This window comes from Nocardia inohanensis NBRC 100128 (assembly GCF_001612945.1).
GTDB classification, from domain to species: Bacteria; Actinomycetota; Actinomycetes; order Mycobacteriales; family Mycobacteriaceae; genus Nocardia; species Nocardia inohanensis.
In genome coordinates this window covers 962,507-984,129 of sequence record NZ_BDBK01000002.1, presented here as the reverse complement: position 1 = coordinate 984,129, position 21,623 = coordinate 962,507, and the positions used below count along the sequence as shown (strand labels likewise).

21 protein-coding genes are annotated in these 21,623 nt (G+C 68.1%); 12 read left to right on the top strand and 9 right to left on the bottom strand.

What is annotated here, in order from left to right; genetic code table 11:
• Positions 1–105 precede the first annotated feature (105 nt).
• Positions 106–519 carry a hypothetical protein gene (locus NI1_RS10790; RefSeq protein WP_067817527.1) on the bottom strand — a complete coding sequence of 138 codons (414 nt, stop codon included), beginning with the start codon at positions 517–519 and terminating at the stop codon, positions 106–108.
• A gap of 73 nt (positions 520–592) precedes the next feature.
• On the opposite strand from NI1_RS10790, the gene NI1_RS10785 reads away from it, so the two are divergent.
• The gene (locus NI1_RS10785) at positions 593–1,531 is read left to right on the top strand and encodes a diacylglycerol/lipid kinase family protein (RefSeq protein WP_067817523.1); all 939 of its coding nucleotides are present in this window, start codon (positions 593–595) and stop codon (positions 1,529–1,531) included.
• A gap of 256 nt (positions 1,532–1,787) precedes the next feature.
• Positions 1,788–2,042 carry a WhiB family transcriptional regulator gene (locus tag NI1_RS10780; RefSeq protein WP_011211115.1) on the top strand — a complete coding sequence of 85 codons (255 nt, stop codon included), beginning with the start codon at positions 1,788–1,790 and terminating at the stop codon, positions 2,040–2,042.
• Positions 2,043–2,172: 130 nt separating this feature from the next.
• Here NI1_RS10780 and NI1_RS10775 read toward each other — a convergent pair whose 3' ends face one another.
• Complete coding sequence (locus tag NI1_RS10775) at positions 2,173–3,687, bottom strand: sensor histidine kinase (protein WP_067818211.1); 1,515 nt, start codon at positions 3,685–3,687, stop codon at positions 2,173–2,175.
• A 123-nt stretch (positions 3,688–3,810) separates the two neighbouring features.
• Positions 3,811–4,026: a biotin/lipoyl-binding carrier protein gene (locus tag NI1_RS10770; RefSeq protein WP_067720423.1), complete on the bottom strand. Its 216-nt coding sequence runs from the start codon at positions 4,024–4,026 to the stop codon at positions 3,811–3,813.
• Positions 4,027–4,116: 90 nt separating this feature from the next.
• Between NI1_RS10770 and NI1_RS40235 the strand changes: the two genes are divergently transcribed.
• On the top strand, positions 4,117–4,191 hold the full coding sequence (locus tag NI1_RS40235) for a 50S ribosomal protein bL37 (RefSeq protein WP_371820987.1): 75 nt from the start codon (positions 4,117–4,119) through the stop codon (positions 4,189–4,191).
• Between the two features lie 83 nt (positions 4,192–4,274).
• Here NI1_RS40235 and rsrA read toward each other — a convergent pair whose 3' ends face one another.
• Entirely contained in the window at positions 4,275–4,541 is a 267-nt protein-coding gene (gene rsrA / locus NI1_RS10765; RefSeq protein ID WP_067720421.1) for a mycothiol system anti-sigma-R factor, read from the bottom strand.
• An 8-nt stretch (positions 4,542–4,549) separates the two neighbouring features.
• On the bottom strand, positions 4,550–5,365 hold the full coding sequence (locus NI1_RS10760; RefSeq protein ID WP_169815567.1) for a sigma-70 family RNA polymerase sigma factor: 816 nt from the start codon (positions 5,363–5,365) through the stop codon (positions 4,550–4,552).
• A 159-nt stretch (positions 5,366–5,524) separates the two neighbouring features.
• On the opposite strand from NI1_RS10760, the gene ybaK reads away from it, so the two are divergent.
• The 4 genes from ybaK (at position 5,525) to NI1_RS10740 (ending at position 8,824) form a co-directional block, all read left to right on the top strand.
• Positions 5,525–6,019, top strand: coding sequence for a Cys-tRNA(Pro) deacylase (gene ybaK, locus NI1_RS10755; RefSeq protein ID WP_067817520.1), 495 nt, complete (start codon positions 5,525–5,527; stop codon positions 6,017–6,019).
• A 110-nt stretch (positions 6,020–6,129) separates the two neighbouring features.
• Positions 6,130–6,675 carry a MarR family winged helix-turn-helix transcriptional regulator gene (locus tag NI1_RS10750; protein ID WP_067817517.1) on the top strand — a complete coding sequence of 182 codons (546 nt, stop codon included), beginning with the start codon at positions 6,130–6,132 and terminating at the stop codon, positions 6,673–6,675.
• Positions 6,672–8,357 carry an MDR family MFS transporter gene (locus NI1_RS10745; protein WP_067817514.1) on the top strand — a complete coding sequence of 562 codons (1,686 nt, stop codon included), beginning with the start codon at positions 6,672–6,674 and terminating at the stop codon, positions 8,355–8,357. Before NI1_RS10750 ends, NI1_RS10745 begins: the two co-directional genes overlap by 4 nt.
• Before the next feature lie 164 nt (positions 8,358–8,521).
• Positions 8,522–8,824 (top strand): hypothetical protein, encoded by a 303-nt coding sequence (locus tag NI1_RS10740; RefSeq protein WP_157535039.1) that lies wholly within the window; start codon positions 8,522–8,524, stop codon positions 8,822–8,824.
• Between the two features lie 35 nt (positions 8,825–8,859).
• Here NI1_RS10740 and NI1_RS10735 read toward each other — a convergent pair whose 3' ends face one another.
• The gene (locus NI1_RS10735; protein WP_067818205.1) at positions 8,860–9,624 is read right to left on the bottom strand and encodes an SOS response-associated peptidase; all 765 of its coding nucleotides are present in this window, start codon (positions 9,622–9,624) and stop codon (positions 8,860–8,862) included.
• Between the two features lie 146 nt (positions 9,625–9,770).
• On the opposite strand from NI1_RS10735, the gene NI1_RS10730 reads away from it, so the two are divergent.
• Complete coding sequence (locus NI1_RS10730; protein WP_067817505.1) at positions 9,771–11,279, top strand: aldehyde dehydrogenase family protein; 1,509 nt, start codon at positions 9,771–9,773, stop codon at positions 11,277–11,279.
• 79 nt (positions 11,280–11,358) lie between these two features.
• Here NI1_RS10730 and NI1_RS10725 read toward each other — a convergent pair whose 3' ends face one another.
• Positions 11,359–11,646 (bottom strand): hypothetical protein, encoded by a 288-nt coding sequence (locus NI1_RS10725; protein WP_067817503.1) that lies wholly within the window; start codon positions 11,644–11,646, stop codon positions 11,359–11,361.
• Positions 11,647–11,762: 116 nt separating this feature from the next.
• Between NI1_RS10725 and aroA the strand changes: the two genes are divergently transcribed.
• From aroA to NI1_RS10710, 3 genes are all read left to right on the top strand, one after another.
• On the top strand, positions 11,763–13,070 hold the full coding sequence (gene aroA / locus NI1_RS10720) for a 3-phosphoshikimate 1-carboxyvinyltransferase (RefSeq protein WP_067818202.1): 1,308 nt from the start codon (positions 11,763–11,765) through the stop codon (positions 13,068–13,070).
• Positions 13,007–14,074, top strand: a complete 1,068-nt coding sequence (rsgA, locus tag NI1_RS10715) for a ribosome small subunit-dependent GTPase A (protein ID WP_084522896.1) — start codon at positions 13,007–13,009, stop codon at positions 14,072–14,074. The genes aroA and rsgA overlap by 64 nt, the downstream gene beginning before the upstream one ends.
• Before the next feature lie 81 nt (positions 14,075–14,155).
• A complete protein-coding gene (locus NI1_RS10710) occupies positions 14,156–14,785 on the top strand; it encodes a nitroreductase family deazaflavin-dependent oxidoreductase (RefSeq protein ID WP_245663155.1) in 630 nt (209 codons plus the stop codon).
• Between the two features lie 15 nt (positions 14,786–14,800).
• Here NI1_RS10710 and NI1_RS10705 read toward each other — a convergent pair whose 3' ends face one another.
• On the bottom strand, positions 14,801–17,593 hold the full coding sequence (locus tag NI1_RS10705) for a helix-turn-helix transcriptional regulator (protein WP_169815558.1): 2,793 nt from the start codon (positions 17,591–17,593) through the stop codon (positions 14,801–14,803).
• A 470-nt stretch (positions 17,594–18,063) separates the two neighbouring features.
• Here NI1_RS10705 and NI1_RS10700 point away from each other — a divergent pair, with 470 nt between their 5' ends.
• Positions 18,064–18,381, top strand: a complete 318-nt coding sequence (locus NI1_RS10700) for a hypothetical protein (RefSeq protein ID WP_067817499.1) — start codon at positions 18,064–18,066, stop codon at positions 18,379–18,381.
• Between the two features lie 18 nt (positions 18,382–18,399).
• Here the strand turns inward: NI1_RS10700 and NI1_RS10695 are convergent, their stop codons facing one another.
• The gene (locus NI1_RS10695) at positions 18,400–21,507 is read right to left on the bottom strand and encodes an AAA family ATPase (protein WP_067817490.1); all 3,108 of its coding nucleotides are present in this window, start codon (positions 21,505–21,507) and stop codon (positions 18,400–18,402) included.
• Positions 21,508–21,623: the final 116 nt, after the last annotated feature.

Below are 21,623 nucleotides of genomic sequence, written 5' to 3'. Positions count from 1 at the left end.
AAGGCCGAAATCGGGCGTCTGCCGCGTTCGGAGCGCGGAGCCGGTAAACGTTACTGGACAACCGACCAGCAATCGCCCAGCGTGGCATTCAGCCCGGTTTACGACCTACTCGGCGGTATCGCCGTACCCCGCCGCCATCCACCGGTTGGAGGCCGGCGCGAACAGCAGCACCAGCGCCGCGATCGCGACCAACCCGAGCGGCACGCCGAAGAGCGGCTGGCTCGAGGTGAGCATGTACCAGGCCACCGGCACCAGCAGCAGATTCGCCAGCACCCCGATGGCTCGCGGCCAGCGCTTCCCGCGCAGCAGCCCGATACCGGCCGCCAGCACCGCGCCCGCCAGAATCGCCAGGTAGGCGGCGGTCCCGTACCCGTTCACCACATGCTGGTCGGCCCCGCCGATCGCCCGTATCAGCAGCACGATCGCCACGATCAGCCCGACCGCGCCCTCCAGGGCGACGAGCGCTCCGGCTCCGCGCACGGTCCCGGGCACCACACTGTTCTGCTCAGCCACGGGCATCAGCCTACGACCGCGCGTCGTTACCCGAATGCCGGGAGCCCGGGGTGACGCGGGCCTCAGTACCCTGTTTCGAGTGCGGACGCTGCTGATCGTGAACCCCAATGCCACTTCGACCACCCCCGCCACGCGCGACCTGCTCGCGCACGCATTGGAGAGCCGCACCCAGCTGACCGTCGCGCATACCGAGCATCGCGGGCATGCCGCCGAATTGGCGAAGTGGGCGGCCGACACCCGGATGGATCTGATCGTGGTGCACGGGGGCGACGGCACCGTGAACGAAACCATCAATGGCTTTCTGCCGCTACCCGGCGAGCCGGAGCGGGAATGGCTGCCGCGGCTGGGAATCATTCCGGGTGGTTCGGCGAATGTGTTCGCGCGCTCGCTGGGTATCGAACCGGATCCGGTGACCGCCACCAATCAGCTCATCGATTTGCTGGCCGATCATGCCGACCGCCGCATCGGCCTGGGGCTGGCCGAGGATCGCTGGTTCTGCTTCAGCGCGGGCGTCGGCTTGGACGCGGATGTCTGCGAGGCCATCGACGACAAGCGCGCCAATGGCAAAGCCGCCACGCCGGCGCGCTATCTGCGCACCACGGTGAAGCAGTTCTTCCGGGCCAAGCGCCGGGATCCCCAGGTGCGCCTGATGATTCCGGGTCACGAACCGGTCACGGAAGTGCATTACGCATTCGTGACCAATGCCAGTCCGTGGACCTACCTCGACAACACGCCGGTGATCACCAACCCGGGGACCACATTCGAATCCGGTCTCGGGGTGTTTGCCATGCGCACCATGGGCATCCTGCCCACCCTGATGATCGCTCGGCAGTTGCTGTCACCCGAGGCAAACCCCAAGGGCCACAATTTGTTTCGCGATGACGACGTGCCTTCGGTGCGAATCGAGACGGACGAACCGATCGGGTTGCAAATCGACGGCGACTTCATCGGACGGCGCAACATGGTGAATTTCACAGCCGTCCCGGATATCCTCGATGTGGTCGCGCCGAAGCCTTAGAAGGCCCGACACACCTGAGAAACATCGGTGTTGCGCTGCGAAAACCGGCGCGACAGAGTAGAAAAGACACGGCAGTCCCCCCATGTAGGGGTCTTACAGCGTGAGCTTCCCCACGGTGCACCAGGTATCTATTGACATCTACGGTGTTCGTGAAAGCATTCACAAGCAACCGTGCGGAAACATTCGAGTCGCACAAGTGAACGGACCACAAACCCGAGGGGCAGCGCCATGCGCGCCCTAGCAAAGGAGCAGAGGAATGGACTGGCGCCACAAGGCCATCTGTCGCGACGAGGATCCCGAACTGTTTTTCCCGGTGGGTAACAGTGGTCCTGCGCTCGCGCAGATTGCCGATGCCAAGCTGGTCTGCGCTCGCTGCCCCGTCACTGCCGATTGCCTGTCCTGGGCCCTGAAGTCGGGCCAGGATGCCGGCGTGTGGGGTGGTATGAGCGAAGACGAGCGTCGTGCGCTGAAGCGTCGCAACGCGCGCACCCGTACCCGCACCGTCGTCTAGCTTTTCCTAGGCGACACGGCGTTACGACCGACCCCAGCCTCGCGGTCGCAACGCAATTCAGCCCGGCACCAATACAGGTGCCGGGCTTCTGTGCGTAAAGGGGCTGACAACGGAATTTTCGGACAGCGACTTAACGGGCGGACCGGCGACCGAGCGGAACTCGCAAAACGGCGTCGGTGCCGACATCCGCACCCGGGTGCAGGCCGATCGAACCGCCTAGCTCGGCGGTAACCAGAGTCCGGACAATTTGCAGTCCGAGCCGGTCCGACGCTTCCAGGCTGAATCCGTCCGGCAGGCCGCGGCCGTCGTCGCTGATGATCACATCCAGCCAACGGGCCGAACGCTCGGAACGGATTGTTACCGTACCGTTTTCACCGGAATCGAAGGCGTGCTCGATCGCGTTCTGTACGAGCTCGGTCAGCACCATGACCAGCGGCGTCGCGCGTTCGGCCGAGAACACGCCGAGCGATCCGGCGCGCCGGACCTTTATCCGCGCGGTATGCACCGTCGCCACGTCGGCCATTATCGGCAGCAGGCGATCCACCACCTCGTCCAGATCGACCTCTTCGTCAACCGACATGGACAACATTTCGTGCACGGAGGCGATCGAGGTGACGCGCCGGACGGACTCGGTCAGCGCGAGCCGCGCCTCCTCGTTCTCGGTGCGGCGGGCCTGCAATCGCAACAAAGCCGCGACCGTCTGGAGATTGTTCTTCACCCGATGGTGGATCTCGCGGATGGTCGCGTCCTTGGACAGCAGCGCGCGGTCGCGGCGCTTCACCTCGGTCACATCGCGCACCAGCACCGCCGCGCCCTTGAGTTCGCCGTGCGGGCGCAGCACCAGCGTGCGCAACAGCACCGTCGCCCCGCGCGCCTCGACTTCCATTCGGCGCCCGGCCTTTCCGGCCAGGGCGGCCTGGATATCGCCGACCACTTCCTGCGCGTCGAACGGGTCGGTGATCAACGACCGGGTGGTCAAGGCCAGATCCTGGCCGACCAGATCGTTCTGCAAACCCATCCGGTGATAGGCGGAGAGCGCGTTGGGGCTGGCGTAGACGACGCTGCCCTCGGTATCGAGGCGGATGAAACCGTCGCCGGCGCGCGGGCTGGAGTGCGATCCGGTGCGGTCCTCGAGCGCGGGCCAGGTGCCGTCGGCGACCATCTGGCACAGGTCGTCGGCGCAGGACATGTACGCGATCTCCAGACCGGAGCGCATCTTGTGCCGCTGGGCGTCGGTGTCGCGGCTCAGAATGGCGATCACATCGTCGCCGACCCGGACCGGAATGGCTTCGCGAATGGCGTGCCCGGTGTGCGGGTGGTAGACGGCGGTCTTCTCCGAGTCCAGATCCACCCGCACGATATCGCCGGTGAGCAGCGCCTCGAAGATGTGCGCGTGGTTCTCCCGGCTGGCCAGCGAGCTGACCAGGTCCTCGGGGTGCACGGTCGGCGCGGTGGTCGGGCGGCACTGCGAGACGCACACGATGTCCGCGCCCTCGGCCACCGGACCGGTCCCCACCCAGAGCGTCAGGTCGGCGAAGGACAGATCCGCCAGCAGCTGCCAGTCCCCCACCACCCGCTGCAAGTGATCGACGGCCGCACCCGGCAGGTCGGTGTGTTCAGCCAATAGGTCGCTCAGTGTCGACAATTCACCCACGCTCCTCTGATCCCACGTCGGGTGTATGTTCCCACGCTGCGCTACCCATAGTGCTCCGCGCTCCGGCCGAGGCGGCGGGAGCGCGGAAAAGTCGTGGCGAACCGGGGTGACCGGTCAGGAGATGACGGCGATCAGATCGCCCTGCTGGAGCACGTCACCGGGCTTGACATTGATGGAGGCGACGGTGCCTTCGGTCTCGACGATGACGGGGATCTCCATCTTCATCGACTCCAGCATGATCACCGGCGCATCGACGGCAACGTGGTCGCCGACGGACACCAGGATCTCCAAGACGGTGGATACCATCTCGGCGCGCACTTCCTCAGCCATGAACACCTCTCACATCGTGTGACCTGTAGCCCCTGACGGTACAGCCAACCACACATGAAAGAATGTGTCGGACCGAAGGGAGATTTATCAATGGGTAAGCGTGGACGTAAGAAGCGTGGACGTAAGAAGAATGCCGCTAACCACGGCAAGCGTCCGAACAGCTGAGCTGGGGCAATAGCCTCGAAAACTGCTGAGCGGCACCACTTCCCCTCCGGGAACTGGTGCCGCTCAGCTGTTGTACGGGTGTCCTATTCGACCGGTTCGATGCGGGTCTCGACCGCGGTGAAGGTCGTCCGGATCTCCATGGTCAGGCGCGCGCGCAGCGACTCCGGTGCCTTCTCGCCGCCGCACTTGCGGTTCAGCAGCGACTTGAGCTTCTCCTCCAGGCCGTACGCCTCGATACACGGCGAGCACCGGTCGATGTGCTCCTTGAGCCGCGCCTTGGCGGTCTCGTCGCACTCGTTGTCCAGGAGCAGCCACACATCGGCGAGCACCGCCGAGCAGTCCAGGTCCATCTCGTCGCTCACTGGGTTACCTCCTGACGCGCATCGCTACCCGAGCGGTTGAAGCCACGTTCCCGCGCCACGTCCGCGAGCAGGCCCTTGAGCTGCTTGCGGCCACGGTGCAGCCGCGACATGACGGTACCGATGGGAGTTCCCATGATCTCGGCGATTTCCTTGTAGGGGAAGCCCTCCACGTCGGCGTAGTACACCGCCATCCGGAACTCCTCCGGCAGCTCCTGCAAGGCGTGCTTGATGTCGTCGTCCGGCAGCGCCTCCAGCGCCTCCATCTCGGCCGAGCGCAGACCCGTGGAGGTGTGCTCGGCGGTGGCGGCCAGCTGCCAGTCGGTGATCTCGTCGGTCGGATACTGCGCGGGCTGGCGCTGCTTCTTCCGGTACGAGTTGATGTAGGTGTTGGTGAGGATGCGGTACAGCCAGGCCCGCAGGTTGGTGCCCTCGCGGAAGGACTTGAAGCCCTGGTACGCCTTGGCAAAGGTCTCCTGCACCAGATCCTCGGCATCGGCCGGATTGCGGGTCATCCGCAGGGCCGCGCCGTAGAGCTGATCGAGCAGCGGCAGCGCGTCGCGCTCGAACCGTCGCGCGAGTTCGGCGGTGGACTCGGTGCTGCGCGCACCGGTTTCGTCGCCGTCGCCCACTTCGTCAATGTCGACCGCTGAGTCCCCGCCGGCGTCGATGTCGTCGCGGTCGTCCGCGTCGTCATCGCGCAGGCGATCGACCATGTCGTCGTCGCTCGTCACGCTTGTCCCTTCGATCGCCGTAGCAATTGAATCTACCGCGAAAGGGGAACCCGCCTCGAAACCGGCGGGGGGCGCGAACAGCCAGGCCCGGGTTGTTGCCGGGGGATCTAGGACCGGAGCGGTCACCGATTTCTCCTTCGATCTACTGGACCATTGCGCGCATCGGATGCAACAGGCCGGACGCGGACCCTGTTCCCGGCGGCGCGAAAACCGTTTGCGGGCGCTGCTTAAGGTGAGGTCATGGCTGCTGCTTCCACCCCCGCGATCAAGACCCTGGTGCAGGCGAAGGTGGAGCATCGGGTGCACGCCTACGAGCACGATCCACGCAGCGATTCCTATGGGGCGGAAGCGGTCTCGGCACTGGCGGCAGAGCTGGGCGTGGCGGCCGATCAGATCTTCAAGACCCTGGTGATCGAGCTGGGTTCGGGGGCGCTTGCCGTGGCGGTGCTGCCGGTGCCGACCAAGTTGTCGCTCAAGGCGGCGGCCGCGGCGCTGGGCGCGGGCAAGGCGGCCATGGCGGACAAGGCCAAGGCCGAGCGGACGACCGGGTACGTGCTGGGCGGGGTGTCGCCGCTGGGGCAGAAGAAGCGGTTGCCGACGGTGATCGACGAGACGGCTCTGCTGTGGGACCGGGTGCTGTGCAGTGCGGGTAAGCGCGGGCTGGAGATCGAGCTGTCGCCGGCGGATTTGATCACGTTGACCGGGGCGGTCACCGCCGATGTCGCGGTGAGCTGAGACACCTCTCCGGAAAGAACTTGCCAAAGCGCAACTATCTCCACATACTTGCACGGTACAACTAGTTGATTAGTGCAAGCAGTTGCTAGACGCAAGGAGGTGATCCGGCCATGACCGATGACCCGGCGACACCCGTATGTGCCATTCCGGACGATGTCATCGATGCCGTCGCCCTCCAGGTGATCCGCCTCGGCCGCCTGCGTGATCGCACCAATGCGCAGATCGCCGCCGCCACCCAGGGCGAGATCGAACCGGCCGCGTTCGCCATCCTGTTCCAGCTCATCCACCACGGGCCGATGCGCTCGGGGGCCCTCGCCGAGGCGCTGTACTCCGACGCCTCAACCATCAGCCGGCAGGTCGCCGCCCTGGTCAAGAAGGGGCTACTGGAGCGCCGCGCCGATCCCAGCGACGGACGGGTGAGCGTACTGGCCATCACCGAGATGGGGCGCACCGTCGCCACCGAGATCCGGGCCCGGCGCAACGATTCGCTGCGCAAGATCTTCGGCGACTGGCCCGAGGACGAGCTCGAGACCTTCGCGCGGCTGTTCGCCCGCTTCGTGGACGGTTACGAGATCTCGCGGCAGACCATGCTGGCCGAGCTGTCCACCAAAGCCTCCCTCTTCCCGAAAATCGAAACCGCAGAGAGCAATTCGTGACGACTACAACTCAGACCGAACCGGTCTCCTCGGCCGGGTTCACGCATAAACAGATCATGGCCGTGCTGTCCGGCCTGCTGCTCGGCATGCTGCTGGGCGCGCTGGACCAGACCATCGTCTCCACCTCCATCCGCACCATCGCCGATGACCTCCAGGGTTATTCGATGCAGGCGTGGGTGACCACGGCGTACCTGATCACCGCCACGCTGGCCACTCCGCTCTACGGCAAGCTCTCGGACATGTACGGCCGCAAGCCGTTCTATCTGCTCGCCATCACGCTGTTCGTCTCCGGGTCGCTGCTGTGCACCCTCGCGGGTTCGATGTATCAGCTCGCGGCGTTCCGGGCCTTCCAGGGCTTGGGCGCGGGCGGTCTGATGTCCCTCGCCTTCACCATCCTCGGCGATATGGTCAGCCCGCGTGAGCGCGCCAAGTACCAGGGCTACTTCCTGGCCGTGTTCGGCACCTCCAGCGTCGTCGGCCCCGTGCTGGGCGGCATCCTGGCCGGGCAGAACGAGATCCTGGGCATCTCCGGCTGGCGCTGGGTGTTCCTGGTGAACGTGCCGCTGGGCCTGATCGCGCTGGTCGTGGTCTCCCGTGTGCTGCGGCTGCCGAAGGTGGAGCGGCCCAAGGTTTCCGTCGACTGGCTCGGCGTCATCACCATGGCGGTCGGCATCGTGCCGCTGCTGGTGGTGGCCGAACAGGGCCGCGAATGGGGTTGGACCAGCGCGAATGCGCTGACCTGCTACATCGTCGGCGCGCTCGGCCTGATCGGCTTCGTGGCCGTGGAGGCGAAACAGGGTGACGCGGCGCTGATTCCGCTGCGCATGTTCAAGAACACCACCTTCGCGCTCGGCGTGCTCATCTCGATCGTGGTGGGCGCGGCCATGTTCGGCGGCATCACCCTGATCCCGCAGTACCTACAGGTGGTGAAGGGCTCCAGCCCGACCATGGCGGGCCTACAGATGCTGCCCATGGTGGTCGGCATGATGGTGGCCTCGATCATCTCCGGTCAGACGATCTCCCGGACCGGGCGCTACAAGTGGTTCCCGCCGATCGGCGCGACGCTGGTCGTGGTGGGCCTGTTCCTGCTGCACTTCGTCACCGCCGACACCCACCTGTGGGTGGCGATGATCTTCATGCTGATCCTGGGCCTGGGGCTGGGCAACCTGATGCAGCCGCTGACGCTGGCGTTGCAGAACGCGTTGCCGCCCAAGGACATGGGTGTGTCGACCGCGGCCGCGACCTTCTTCCGGCAGATCGGCGGCACCCTGGGTGTGGCGATCTTCCTGTCGATTCTGTTCGCGCAGGTCGGGCCGAATATCGGCACCGAGTTGCGGGCGTCGGCGTCGCAGCCGGCCTTCCAGCAGGCCGTGGCGCAGGGCGTGCACTCGGACAATGCGGCCGAGGCGGCGCTGTCCAAGGGCCTGGCCGCGAAGGACACCTCCGCCGCCGGTGAGGTGCTCAAGGACAGCTCGATCATCCAGCAGCTGGATCCGGCGCTGGCGCATCCGTTCAAGGTCGGTTTCGCCGAGTCCATGGACACCGTGTTCCTCGCGGCGGGCGGCGTGGCGGTCATCGCGCTGCTGCTGGTGCTGTTCTGGAAGGAAGTGCCGCTGCGCACGGCGGGCGGCATCCAGGCGCGGACCGAGAAAGAGATCGAGGCCGCGGTCGAGGCCATCTAGCTCGCACGACGAGTAAGTCCCGGCCCCCGCTGTCCGCGGCGGGGGCCAGGTTTGAAGAGGCTGATTTCCTCAAGAGCGCTCCGGCCGCGATCCCTGGATCGCGGCCGGAGCTGTGTATTACTTGATCAAGCCAGGTTCGTTCGACCCGAGGATGTGATCAGGCAATGTCTCTCCAACGGCGTATTCGCTCCATCTTGGTTATCGGCGCTGCGATTGCGGCGCTCGGCACCGGACCCATGACGCTGGCCACCGCCACCGCCGCTCCCGGCATCGAGATCCCGGCAAAAGCGCCGGAGTACCCGCTCGGCCCGGAATCCAACTACCCGGGTGAACAGAAGCAGGACAAGAACGCGGAGAAGGCGGAGAAGGTCGGCGGCGGGGTGGCCACCAAGGCCATCGATACGACGGCCGGGCTCATCAAATGCGGGCTGAATTTCGTGCTGCCGTCCGTGAAGTGCAGTATCTGACCGCTTTTCGCATGGCACCCGCGAACGGGCCGGGCTCAGATCAAGCTGATCTGCCCGGCCTGTTCGGTGACCTGGCCCAGTAGGTCCGGACCGTTGTTCTTGACGCTGTTCACCAGCGACGGCACCTCGCGGATCACGATGTCCGAAACCGATTGCGGGCTGGGGGTTTCCAGTAGTTCGGCCGGGGCGGGGTGGTCCGGGTCCAGCCAGGCGTCCCAGTGCGAGCGCGGCATGGCCAGCGGCATGCGGTCGTGCACCTTGGTCAGGTCGCCGACGGCATCGGTGGTCAGGATGGTGCAGGACAGGATGGGCGGGGCGTCTTCCAGCTCGCGGTCCCGCCAGACCGACCAGAGCCCGGCCATGTAGAGCCGCTCCCCGTCGCCACGGGACATGAAGAACGGCCGCTTGAAAGCCTTTCCGTTGCCGTCGGTATCGGTGATCCACTCGTACCAGCCGTCCATCGGCACCAGGCAGCGGCGTTTCTTCACGGCGTCGCGGAAGGACGCGGTGGTGGCGGCCTTGTCGGCGCGGGCATTGAACAGGGGTTTGCCCTTGGCCGGGATGCCGGGTTCGGCGGCCTTGGTCCAGGGCGGGATCAGACCCCAGCGCATGGCGCGAATGCGCAGCGCGGCCGGGTCCTCGGGATGGTCGCGGTCGTGCCGCTCGACCACGGTGAGCACCCGGTTGGTCGGGGCCACGTTGTAGTTCGGGTCGAATCCCTTGTCGTCGGTCTCGTCGATGGCGTCGAGTTCGACGGCCAGCTTGGCGGGATTCGTCGTCGTCGCATACCTACCGCACATGAATCCCATGCTGCCACCGGATACCGACAATGTGCGGTCCCCGGGCCGCGAGAATTGTGACGCGCGCATCTGATGGCGATTGACATCACTTTACGGGTGTGAGACGTTCGTCCCATCACACTCTCATCAAGGGACTGCCGCCAATCATGACTGCAACCGACGCCGCCGCGCTCGATCAGGCCGACACGCTGACTTCCGTCAACCCTGCCACCGGCGAAGCGCTCGCCACCTACAAGATCGACGACGAGGCCGCGGTGCAGGCCGCCGTCGCCAAGGCCCGCATCGCCGCCGCCACCTGGGGTGCGCTGACCTACGCCGAACGCAAGAAGCATCTGCTGCGCTGGGGCGCCAAGCTGGTCGAGAAGTCCGACGAGCTGAGCGCGCTCATCCACGCCGAGAACGGCAAGCCGCTCGACGACGCCTTCCTCGAATTGATGCTGGCGCTCGAGCACATCAAGTGGGCGGCCTCCAATGCCGAGAAGGTGCTCAAGCCCAAGAAGGTCTCCCCCGGTGCGCTGATGGCGAACTTCGCGGCGCATCTGGAGCAGCGTCCGCTGGGCGTGGTCGGCGTGATCGGGCCGTGGAATTACCCGGTGTACACGCCGAACGGATCCATCGCCTACGCGCTCGCGGCCGGTAACGCCGTGGTGTTCAAGCCGAGCGAATTCTCCACCGGCATCGGCAATTTCGTGGCCAAGGCGTTCGCGGAGGCGAATCCCGAACTCCCCGATGGGGTTTTCGTCACCGTCAACGGATTCGGTGCCACCGGTGCGGCTTTGGTGAAAGCGGGCGTGGACAAGCTCGCGTTCACCGGCTCCACCGCTACCGGTAAGAAGATCATGGCCAGCGCCGCCGAGACGCTCACCCCGGTGCTGCTGGAGTGCGGCGGCAAGGACGCGGTCATCGTGGCCGCCGACGCCGATATCAAGGCCGCCGCGGACGCCGTGGCGTGGGGCGCGACCGCCAACTCGGGCCAGACCTGCGCGGGTGTGGAGCGGGTGTACGTCGACAAGTCGGTCGCCGAGCCGTTCATCGCCGAGGTGAAGCGGATCCTCAGCGACGTGAAGCCGGGGTCGGACAGCAAGGCTTCCTACGGGCCGATGACCATGCCGAGCCAGATCGACATCGTGCGCCGGCATATCGAGGACGCGCTCAAGAACGGCGGCAAGGCCGTACTGGGCGGGCCGGAGTCGATCAAGGGTCCGTACATCGAGCCGGTGATCATCGTGGATGCCGACGAGTCCTCGGATGCGGTGTGCGAGGAGACCTTCGGGCCGACCGTCACCATTCGCACGGTCAGCGGCGTGGACGAGGCCGTCGAGCTGGCGAACAAGAGCAAGTACGGGCTCGGCTCCGCGGTGTACTCCAAGAAGCAGGGTCTCGAGATCGCCCGTCGCCTGGATGTCGGCTGCACCTCGGTGAACTCGGTGCTCGCCTACGCCGCGATCTCCGGACTGCCGTTCGGCGGCACCGGCGATTCGGGCATCGGGCGCATCCACGGTGCGCCGGGTCTGCTGGAATTCTCGCGGCCACACTCGATCGCGGTGCAGCGCTTCACGATTCCCGGCATGGCGTTGCTGTCCTACACCCGCACCGACCGCACCATGAAACTGCTGCACAAGGTCGTCGGCCTGGTGCACGGGCGCGCCAAGTAGGGAAGACAACTCTCGTAGCTTTCAGGGGTTTTCCTGAAACCCCTGAAAGCCGAACGGGTTCCTTCCGGGGGTCCGGCGTTCAGCTGGGCGGCAGGGGCGGCGGTGCGAAGAACTCTTCGAGGGGGGTCGGGCCGGTGTAGCGGCGGCAGGGGCAGCGCGCCCACTCTTTGATGCCGTAGCCCGTTTTGCGCATGGTCTCGGTGTGGCATTCACCGGACTCGCGATCGTGCAGGGCCAGGTCGTGGCCGCAGCCGCAGAGAGCCGCGGGCTGGGCGGCCTGCTTCGAGGACCGGCGGCCGTATTTGCCGAGCGCCCAGCCGCCGCCGAGCAGGGCCGCGCCGGTGAGCAGGCTGATGGGATCGAACATCCGACCAGTATACGTACCTCTATACGTATATGGCCAGGGCGGGCTGAATGGCGGATTTCGTGCTGGATAGGGGCGTGGACCTTCGGAAGGTATGGATCATTTGGGAGGATGGGGGTGTGACTTTCTGGCCCGCGCCCCATGTCCGAGTTCCCGTCAATGCCACCGTGACCCTGCCCGGGTCCAAATCCATCACCAATCGAGCCTTGATCCTTGCCGCACTGGCGGATCGGCCATCCACGCTGACGGGCGCTCTGCGCAGCCGGGACACCGATCTGATGATCGAAGCGCTGCGGGCCATGGGCACCACCATCGAAGGGGACGGCGAGACGCTGACCGTCACGCCGCCTGCCGGATTCACCAGCGCCATGGTGAATTGCGGGCTCGCCGGGACCGTCATGCGCTTCCTGCCGCCGGTCGCGGCGCTCGCCACCGGTGATGTGGCGTTCGACGGGGACGAGCAGGCGCGGGTGCGGCCGCTGGGCACGATTCTGAACGCGCTGCGGGAGCTCGGGCTCGATATCGACGGCGACACACTGCCTTTCGTGGTGCACGGGACGGGGACGCTGCGCGGCGGGCCGGTCACCATCGACGCGTCGGCCTCCTCGCAGTTCGTCTCCGGGCTGCTGCTGTCGGCGGCGCGGTTCGAGCAGGGCGTCACCGTGCATCACAGCGGCTCGGCGCTGCCGTCCATGCCGCATATCGAAATGACCGTGCAGATGCTGCGGCAGGCCGATGTGCGGGTGGAGGCGCCGAAGGATCCGCGCAAGGCGCAGACCTGGACCGTGGCGCCGGGGCCGATTCGCGCGGTGGACTGGGAGATCGAGCCGGATCTCTCCAATGCCACACCGTTCCTGGCGGCGGCGGCCGTCACCGGCGGCGAGGTGAGCATTCCGCATTGGCCGCGGCTCACCACCCAGCCGGGGGATGTGATTCGCGAGATCCTGGTGCGGATGGGCGCGGAGGCGCGGATCTTCGACGGCCTGCTGACGGTGCGCGGGCCGGAGCGGCTGGCGGGCATCGATATCGATCTGCACGACGTGGGTGAGCTGACGCCGACGGTGGCGGCCCTTGCGGCGCTGGCGGATTCGCCGTCGCGGCTGCGCGGGATCGCGCACCTGCGCGGGCACGAGACCGACCGGTTGGCCGCGTTGGCCACCGAGATCAACCGGCTCGGCGGCAAGGTCACCGAGACCTCCGACGGGCTCGAGATCCTGCCCAACCCGCTCAGCGGCGGCAGCTGGCACTCCTACGCCGACCATCGGATGGCCACCGCGGGCGCCATCATCGGCCTGGCCGTGCCGGGCATCGAGATCGAGGACATCGGCACCACCGCCAAGACGCTCCCGAACTTCGTCGCGCTGTGGGACGGGATGCTCGCCGACTCCGGGGTGGAACGCTCCGGCGGGGCGGGAGCGGGACACTGAGGAAGCGCGAGTACGACGAATCCGATGTCCGGGTCCGCCCGGGCAAGGGGACTCGTCCCCGCACCAAGACCCGCCCGCAGCATCTGGACGCCGAGACGGCCATGGTCGTCTCGGTGGACCGGGGGCGCTGGGGTTGTGTGCTCGACGACGATCCGGAGCGCCGCATCGTCGCCATGCGCGCCCGGGAGCTCGGGCGCACCCCCATCGTGGTGGGTGACCAGGTGGATCTGGTCGGGGATCTCTCCGGTAAGCCGGACACGCTGGCGCGCATCGTGCGGGTCAGCGATCGGCGAACCGTATTGCGCCGCACCGCCGATGACACCGATCCGTTCGAGCGGATCGTGGTGGCCAATGCGGAGCAGTTGTTCATCGTGGTGGCGCTGGCGGATCCGCCGCCGCGCACCGGGTTCGTGGAGCGGGCCATGGTGGCCGCGTATGTCGGTGGGCTGCAACCTATTCTGTGCCTGACCAAGCACGATCTGGCCGCCGAATCCGAATTCGCCGCCGCCTTCGAGGATTTGGATCTCACCATCCTCTACGGCGGGATCGAGGATCCGCTGCAACCGGTGGTCGATCAGCTGCACGACAAGCTCACCGCGTTCATCGGCCACTCCGGGGTCGGCAAGTCCACGCTGGTGAATCGTCTTGTGCCGGAAGCGGAACGGGCCGTGGGTGTCGTCTCCGGCGTCGGCAAGGGCCGCCACACCTCCACCCAGTCGGTCGCGCTGCCACTGCCCGACGGCGGCTGGGTGATCGACACCCCCGGTGTGCGCTCCTTCGGCCTCGCCCACATCACCCCCGACGATGTCATCAGCGCCTTCAGCGATCTCGCCGAGGCCATCGAGGACTGCCCGCGCGGCTGCACCCACCTGGGCCCGCCCGCCGACCCGGAATGCGCCCTCGACAACCTCCCCGGCAAGGAACGCCGAGTCGCCGCCATCCGCCTGCTCCTCAACGCCATCAACACCAACGACCCCTGGTTCCGCAGCGCCGCCTCGGACTGAAATCCCCAGCCCCACAACCACTTCCAGCCGGACCGGAGATTCGTCCTGCGAATTCTGAGACTCCGGTCTAGTCTGGCGTATATGGACGCCGAAGTGCCGGACGTTCCGGCTCGCGATTTCTCGCCCCCCGAATACCCCCTGTCGCGCAAGCGAACCCCCCTCCGCGAGCGCCTGCGTAAACGCCGGTCCGAGCGCCGCCCCCGTGCCAACCGCCCCGGCGACCACGCCCGCTGGAACCCCCTGCCCGCCATCGGCCGCGCCCTGGCCCGCCGCCCGATAGTCATGCGCACCGCCCCCGCCGTCGTCGCCCTCGAACGAGTCACACGCCGACTCACCAAGGGCCGCAAGGGAGTTCTCGACCTGGCCGGCCTCCCCGCGCTCCAGTTGACCGTGCGGGGACGCCGCACCGGACTCCCCCGCACCGTCAGCCTCCTCTACGTCCCCGACCTGGAAGACGAGAAAACCATCCTGCTGATCGGCTCCAACTGGGGCCAGCAGCGCCACCCCGCCTGGTCCGCCAACCTCACCTCCGCCGACTCCGCCGAACTACAAATAGGCGACGAGCACTTCACCGTGAACGTCCGCCAGCTCACCGGCATCGACCGCGAGCGCGCCTGGCAACGAGCCCTCACCTTCTGGCCCGGCTACGCCATGGAACAGCGCCTCGCCGGCACCCGCCGCTTCCGCCTCTTCGAACTCACCCGAGCCTGACCACTGCACGCGGTTTCAGTGGGGGCGGATGATGCGGAGGCCGTTGTCGAAGTCGACTCGGGCCAGTTCGCCGCGGCCGCTGAGGCCGAGCTTTTCGAAGATTCGGGAGAGGTGGTGGCCTACGGTTCGGGGGCTGAGGATCAGTTCGGCGGCTATCTCGCGGTTGGTCATGCCTTGGGCTGCCAGTTGGGCGACTTTGAGTTCTTGCATGGTGAGGGGGTTGTCGCCGAGAGTGGTGGGGATTTTGGGGCGGGGGACGGTCAGGTCCAGTTCGCGGCGGGCGCTGAAGGACCAGGGGGCGGCGTCCATCAGGTCGAAAGCTTCTGCGGCGGTGCGCAATTGCTCGGCGGCGTCGCGGCGGCGGCGGGCGCGGCGGAGCCATTTGCCGTAGAGGAGCTGGATGCGGGCGCGGGCGAACGTGTGGTGGCCGGCGGCGTCCACGGCCAGGGCGCGGCGGTAGCTGTGGTCGGCCTTGTCGTCCTCGCTGAGCAGGGCGTTGCAGGTGTAGGCGGCGGCGATGGCCCAGGGGGCGCGGGTGCGCAGGGCCCAGGCGCGGATCAGGTCGGCGTAGTCGGTGGCCTCGTCGAAGCGGCCGGCACGGGTGGCGGCCTCCACCAGGTCGACGGCGGCCAGGCGGGCCAGGGTGGGATGGCGGGCCTCGTGACCGGGAGCGACCAGGGCGCGCAGCCGCAGGTGGGCGGTTTCGGGGTCGCCGACGGTCAAGGCGTGGAAGCCCTGATGCCAGTAGGCGGCGGCGATCAGGACGGTGGCATTGCGCGGGCGGGCCAGGGCGAGTGCTTGCTCCGCGCTCTCGGCGACGGTGGCGGCATCACCGCGCAGCGCGGCCAGGCGGGCGCGCACCGTCCAGCATTGCGCCAGCACATTGGCGGTGTCACCGGCCTGCGCCAGCTCGAAAGCCTCGGCCAGCGTGGACTTTCCGGCCTCCCAGCGGCCGGTCGCCAATTGCAGCAAAGCCAGCTGCGGGAGCAAACCGATGGCGCCGGTGCGTGAACCGGCGACCCGCAACTGCGATGCCACCCGGGTATAGGACTCCACGGCCCGGCCCGCCAGCCCCCACTCCATGATCTGCGCGGCCGGCGGCAGCAGCCGGGCCGCCTGCGCGGGATGCGTTGCCGCATCGGCCATATCGAGCTGGCTGCCGATCGGCTCCGCGTCATCCGCACCGGTCGACCAGCGCGATCGCGAAGCCAGCAAACGCAATTCGGCCGCCGCCCCCGCATCCACCACGGCCGTGTCCCGCAACAGCATGGTGCCCGCCCGCGCGATATCGCCGGTGATCATCTCCAGCATCCCGGCCAGCCCACCCCCGGCCGCCGCCACCGCCGTAGCCGAAGTCCGCGTCCCCGCCAATGCCAGCAGCCGGCGCGCCGATTCGATATCCCCGCTGTCCCAAGCGAATCGGGCCGCCTTGGACAAACGCATTCCGGCATCGTCCGAATCCGGCGTGATCGCCGCCGCCCGCCGCAGTACCGCCGCGGCGGCAGCCGGACCGTAGCGCGCCCGCACCCGCTCCGCCCCGGCGGCAAGCGCCGCCGAGAGCTCCCCATCCGGCCCTTCTACCGCCATGGAACTGTGCCAGTTCCGCAGATCCGCATCCCCCTCCGCCGAACCGCCATCGAGCGGAGGCGTTACGGGTGCGGCCGCGCGTGGTGATGAAGCGCGGGCGTCGGAATCCGGTTGCGGCACAGGTTCATCGCGCTGGTCCGGAGGTTCCGAGGGGGCGAGCGTGGCGGCGAGCGCACGGTGGATGGCGCGGCGCTGCGCACGCGAGGAAGCATCGTAGGCGGCATTGCAGAGCAGGCGGTGGCGTTGCTCCACCCGGCCGTCGCCGAGGGCCAGCAAGCCGGTGGTGAGCGCTTGTTCCCAGTCGGGGGCGGTGACGCCGAGAGTGCCGGCGGCCGCGGTGACGGTAGCGATGATGCCGCGATCCTCGGCGGCGGCCACGGCCAGCAGGGTGCGCAGGCCCGGCGAGAGAGCGGCGAGCCGGGAGGCGAAGGCCGAGCGGAGGCGCGGGCCGAGCGGGACCGGGCCCCAGGCGATTCCGGCGAATTCCTCGGCGTCGACGGGGAGTTCCCGCAGGGCGAGGGGATTTCCGGCGGCGACGGCCAGGGCGCGAGCGGTGCGGGCCGCTCCGAGGGAACGACCACGACGGGCCAGCAGCAGCCGGGCGTCGACATCGGAGAGCGCGGGCAATCGATGCCCCGGCAAGCCCTCCCACGGGGTGGCGGCGGGCTCTTCAGGGAGGGCGGCCAGCAGCACCACCGGGCTCGCTGCGAGCCTGCGAATGGCGAAGACGAGGGCTTGCGCCGTGGCGCGGTCGATGAAATGCGCATCGTCGAGCAGGAGCAGCAGCGGGCGTTCGGCGGCGGCCGCGGACAGCAGGGTGACCAGGGCGGCACCCACCAGGAACCCGTCGACCGCACCCGGGTGCCGACCGCGAGCGAGATCGCCCATCGCCTCGAAATGGTGACCCAGGGCGGCGCCCAAGGCGACGGCTTGGGGTGCGGGGAGGGCGGTCAGGCGGGTTTCGAGGGGCAGCAGGAGCTCGTGCAGGGCCGCGTAGGGCAGCTCGGCTTCGGCTGCCGCACCGTTGCAGGTGAGGATGCGGAAGCCCTTGGCGCGGTGCGCGATATCGCGCAGCAACGCGGTGCGACCGGTTCCGGGGTCGCCCCGGAACACCAGGCTCGCACCGCGGCCGGTACGTGCCGCGGCCAGCATCTCCTGCGCACAGGTCTGCTCGGCTCCCCGTCCGAGCAGACCGTGTTCATGCCCGCTGCCGGCCACCATGGCAATCGGTCGGCAATCAATTCCCTCGCCCCACTTCATCCTGATCAAAGAGATATCACGCGAATATCACATATCGGTCACATTTGACCGACCGATACAGTGACCGATATAGCGACCGTTGCCCATGATGTTGGGGGCTGTCGGGGATTCCAAGTACTCGATACCCGTCACATAGAACTTCAAACCAGATACTGCGGAACCCGGGCTCGACCTGGGCGGATTCGCCGACCATCGACGACCGGCAGCTGTACCGGCCGCAGACCGACCAACCGGCTCGCCGCAACACCCGCCATCGCGCCCCCATACGGGATTTCGAATTACATTCCCGGCCGACTTACCAGAAAGTTCTCTGATCGGAATTACGCTCGGCAGACCCCGAAAGAGGACATCCCGAGTTCCTTTCGACGGGAATCGACGCGACGGCATTCGCCGGGGATGCGCCAAGCGCCGGAAGTCGCTAGCCTGCCGACGTGGAAGACCATGAGCGCAATGATTTTTCGCCGCTCCTAGACAACGATCTCGGCCCGGGCGCACCGGTCGCGCCGGAGGTCCGCGTGGGCCGCAACGACGACGGGCAGCCGCTGCCCGAATGCGTGCGCTGCGGCCGGGCCGCCGTGCTCTATCTGCGCGCCGTCTGGCTTTCCACCCGCGCCATGCTCGACGGCGGCACCGATGTGGACAGCCACATCCACGTGAATTCCTGCGGGCCCTGCGCCGGCAGCGTGGCCGGCATGATTCTCATCAATTGGGATCCCCGCTATTGGGGCGAATCGGTGCAACTCGACTGACACGGAAACCCTTGCCGCTCAACGCGGGCGGATGATGCGCAAGCCATTGTCGAAGTCGATATCGGCGAGTTCGGCGCGGCCCGCCAAACCCAGTTTCCCGAAGATCCGGGACAGGTGATGGCCGACCGTGCGCGGGCTCAGCACCAGTTCCGCGCCGATCGCCCGATTCGTCAAACCCTGGGCGGCCAGCCGCGCCACCCGCAACTCCTGGGCGGTGAGCACCGGATCGGTGCTGTGGCCGGTGGCGGGAGCCGGGCGGCGACCGGTCAGCTCGAGTTCCTGCTGCGCGCGTTCGACCCACGGCGTCGCGCCCATATAGCCGAAGGCTTCCCGCGCCGCGACCAATTGCTCGGCCGCGTCGCCGCGCCGGCGAGCACGCCGCAACCATTTGCCGTAGAGCAGCCGGGTACGGGCATGCCCGAGATCATGGCGGGGGGTGCGGCGCTGGGCGAGCGCGCGTCGGAAGTGATACTCCGCCTGCTGATCCGGGCTCAGCAGGGCGCGGCAGGCATGCGCGGCGGCGATGGCCCAGTCGGCGCGGGAGCGGATCGCCCAGTCGCGAATGGTCTCGTAGTAGGCGGTGGCGTCGGTGAGGCGGCCGACCCGGTGCGCGGCCTCGACCATGTCCAGGGCGGCCAGGCGCGCGTAGGTGAGGTGGCGGGCGTCGTGACCGGGCTGGGCGAGCGTGCGCAGACGCAGGTAGGCGGTCTCCGGGTCACCGGCGGAGAGGGCGTGGAAGCCGAGATGCCAATGCGAGGAGGCGATCAGCGCCCGCGACCGCTGCGGTCGCGCCAAAGCCAGTGCGCGGTCCAGGTTTTCCAACGCGGTATCCGAATCTCCGCGCAGCGAAGCGATTTTCGCCTGTAGGTTCAAGCACTGCGCCAGTACGTTCCCCGCGTCATCGGGCCGGGCCAGCTCCAGTCCCTCCGCCACCGTGGCGGCGGCCGAATCCCAGCGTCCGGTGGCGAACTGCACAATTCCCAACTGCGGCAACATCAGCAGCGCCGCCGACCGCGACACCCCGCGCAGATAGGCGGCCGCCTCCGCGTACGGCTGCAAGGCCGTATCGGCCAGCCCCCACATCAAAACCAATGGCGCGGGCGGCAATTGATGCATGGCGGTGCTGATGTGCGGCGCGGTCCGGAAGACATCGAACCGCGTCGGCACCGGATGCGCGTCATCGTGCCCCGCCGCCCACCGCGCCCGCTCCGCCAGCTCCCGCAGGCTCTCCCCCGCCTCCCCGCCCACGACCGCCGCGTCCCGCAACAACAGGGCGCCGGCCCGCTCCGGCTCCCCGCCGACGAACTCCAGCAGCCCCGCCATCCCCCCGCTGGCCGCCGCCACCCGCTCGGCCCCGATCCGCTCCCCCGCCCGCTCCAGCAGCCGCCGCGCCGACTCGATATCCCCACCGGCCCAAGCGAATCGAGCCGCCGTCGCCAGCCGCTCCCCCGCATCCCCCGCATCCGGCGTGATAGCGGCGGCCCGCCGCAACAACGCCGCCGCCCCCAACGCCCCGACCGACGACCGCGCACCTCCCGCGAACGCGACCACCGCACCCGGCACAACCACACCATCCACACCGGACGCGATCCCGGCCACCGGATCCGGCGCAGCCGCACCACCCCGACCGGACGCGAACCCCACCACCGGGTACGGCGCGGCCGCACCACCCCGACTAGGCGCGAACCCCACCACCGGATCCGGCGCAGCCGCACCACCCCGACTAGACGCGAACCCCACCACTGGATCCGGCGCAGCCGCACCACCCCGACTAGACGCGAACCCCACCACCGGATCCGGCGCAGCCGCGTCATCCCGACCGGACGCGATCCCGGCGGCGGTGGGCTCCGCCGAGGCAGAACCGTTGTCCGAGCGCCAGGGCTCATCACTGTGCGGGCCATGCGTGTCCGCGGGTGACAAGGCATGGGGCGTTTCACGGATGTTCGAGGGCGAGGTGTCGTGTGGCGTGCCGGTCACCCGGGCGGTGGAGACCAGGCCGCCGAGTTGGTGGGCGATGCGCGTGAGAGCGGTGGCGGTCGGTTCGTGCGGGCCGTCCAATGCTGCGGCTTCGTGCCAGTGGCGATGTTCGGGCTGGGTCGCGGCGGCGGCCAGGGCGCGGTGGACGGCGCGGCGCTGCTGCGGGGTGGCGGCGTCGTAGGCGGCGGCGCACAGGAGACGGTCGCGCATGTCGACGCGGCCGTCGCCGATGGTGAGCAGGGCGGCGGATTCGGCTTGTTCCCAGGCGGTTTCGGGGATGCCGAGCGTGATGGCGGCCCGGCTGACGGTGCACAACGCACCGGAGTCCTCGGCGGCGACGACGGTGAGCAGGCTGCGCAGGGCATCCGGGAGCGCGGACAGGCGGTCTTCGAAGGTGCGGCGCAGCCTGGGGCCGAGTGGGACGGGGCCGCGCGCGATGCCCGCGAATTCCTCTGCCGTGATGGGCAATTCGCACAGGGCCAGGGGATTTCCGGCGGCCGCCGCGAGTATCCGCGCCGCACGCAACGCACCGATCTCGCCGCACCGCCGGGTGAGCAGCTGCCGGGCGGCCGGTTCGTCGAGACCGTTCAGCGGCAGCGCGGGCAGCCGGTGCCAGACCGTGGTCGCCGGATCCTCCCGCAAAGCGCACAGCAGCGCGATCGGCGTGGCCGCCAACCGCCGCAGCGCGAACAGCAACGCGTGCACGCTGGCGGCGTCGAGCAGCTGCGCGTCATCGACGACCAGCAAGACCGGCCCGGTGGCGGCCAGCCGCGACAGCAGGGTCACCAATGCGGCCCCGACCAGGAACCCGTCGGCCGCACCGGGTTCGACACCCAGCGCGCGAGCCAGCGCCTGCGCTTGCGGAGCGGGCAGTGTGCTCCAGGCGTCCGCCGCGCTTCCCGCCTCGGCTCCGGACCCCGTCAGCGGGAGGAGAAGTTCGTGGAGGGCGGCGTAAGCGAAGGGGGATTCGGCGGCGCGGCCGTGACATTCGAGCAGTTGGAAGCCGTCGGCGCGGGCGATGGCGTCACGAAGAAGCGCGGATTTGCCGATGCCGGATTCGCCGTAGAGGGCGAGGGTGGCCGAGCGTCCGGAGCGGGCCGTGGTCAGGACCCGGTCGATATGTCGTTGTTCGCGGTCCCGTCCGAACATCCCCAACCCCTCGATATGCACGCTCCGCAGTATTGCGCGGTTAATTACCGGCAATCAAATTCGTTAACGCCATGCGCTATGCAGGAAATCACATGTAACGAAACGCGTTCGGGGTC

What these genes read in the sequence shown, in the direction of transcription:
- NI1_RS10695 (WP_067817490.1), bottom strand. Translation starts at nt 21,507, where the DNA reads ATGTTCGGACGGGACCGCGAACAACGACATATCGACCGGGTCCTGACC.
- NI1_RS10750 (WP_067817517.1), top strand. Translation starts at nt 6,130, where the DNA reads ATGACCGATGACCCGGCGACACCCGTATGTGCCATTCCGGACGATGTC.
- NI1_RS10780 (WP_011211115.1), top strand. Translation starts at nt 1,788, where the DNA reads ATGGACTGGCGCCACAAGGCCATCTGTCGCGACGAGGATCCCGAACTG.
- NI1_RS10735 (WP_067818205.1), bottom strand. Translation starts at nt 9,624, where the DNA reads ATGTGCGGTAGGTATGCGACGACGACGAATCCCGCCAAGCTGGCCGTC.
- rsrA (WP_067720421.1), bottom strand. Translation starts at nt 4,541, where the DNA reads ATGGACCTGGACTGCTCGGCGGTGCTCGCCGATGTGTGGCTGCTCCTG.
- NI1_RS10710 (WP_245663155.1), top strand. Translation starts at nt 14,156, where the DNA reads ATGGACGCCGAAGTGCCGGACGTTCCGGCTCGCGATTTCTCGCCCCCC.
- NI1_RS10730 (WP_067817505.1), top strand. Translation starts at nt 9,771, where the DNA reads ATGACTGCAACCGACGCCGCCGCGCTCGATCAGGCCGACACGCTGACT.
- NI1_RS10770 (WP_067720423.1), bottom strand. Translation starts at nt 4,026, where the DNA reads ATGGCTGAGGAAGTGCGCGCCGAGATGGTATCCACCGTCTTGGAGATC.
- NI1_RS10790 (WP_067817527.1), bottom strand. Translation starts at nt 519, where the DNA reads ATGCCCGTGGCTGAGCAGAACAGTGTGGTGCCCGGGACCGTGCGCGGA.
- NI1_RS10725 (WP_067817503.1), bottom strand. Translation starts at nt 11,646, where the DNA reads ATGTTCGATCCCATCAGCCTGCTCACCGGCGCGGCCCTGCTCGGCGGC.
- ybaK (WP_067817520.1), top strand. Translation starts at nt 5,525, where the DNA reads ATGGCTGCTGCTTCCACCCCCGCGATCAAGACCCTGGTGCAGGCGAAG.
- NI1_RS10705 (WP_169815558.1), bottom strand. Translation starts at nt 17,593, where the DNA reads ATGGTGGCCGGCAGCGGGCATGAACACGGTCTGCTCGGACGGGGAGCC.
- NI1_RS10740 (WP_157535039.1), top strand. Translation starts at nt 8,522, where the DNA reads ATGTCTCTCCAACGGCGTATTCGCTCCATCTTGGTTATCGGCGCTGCG.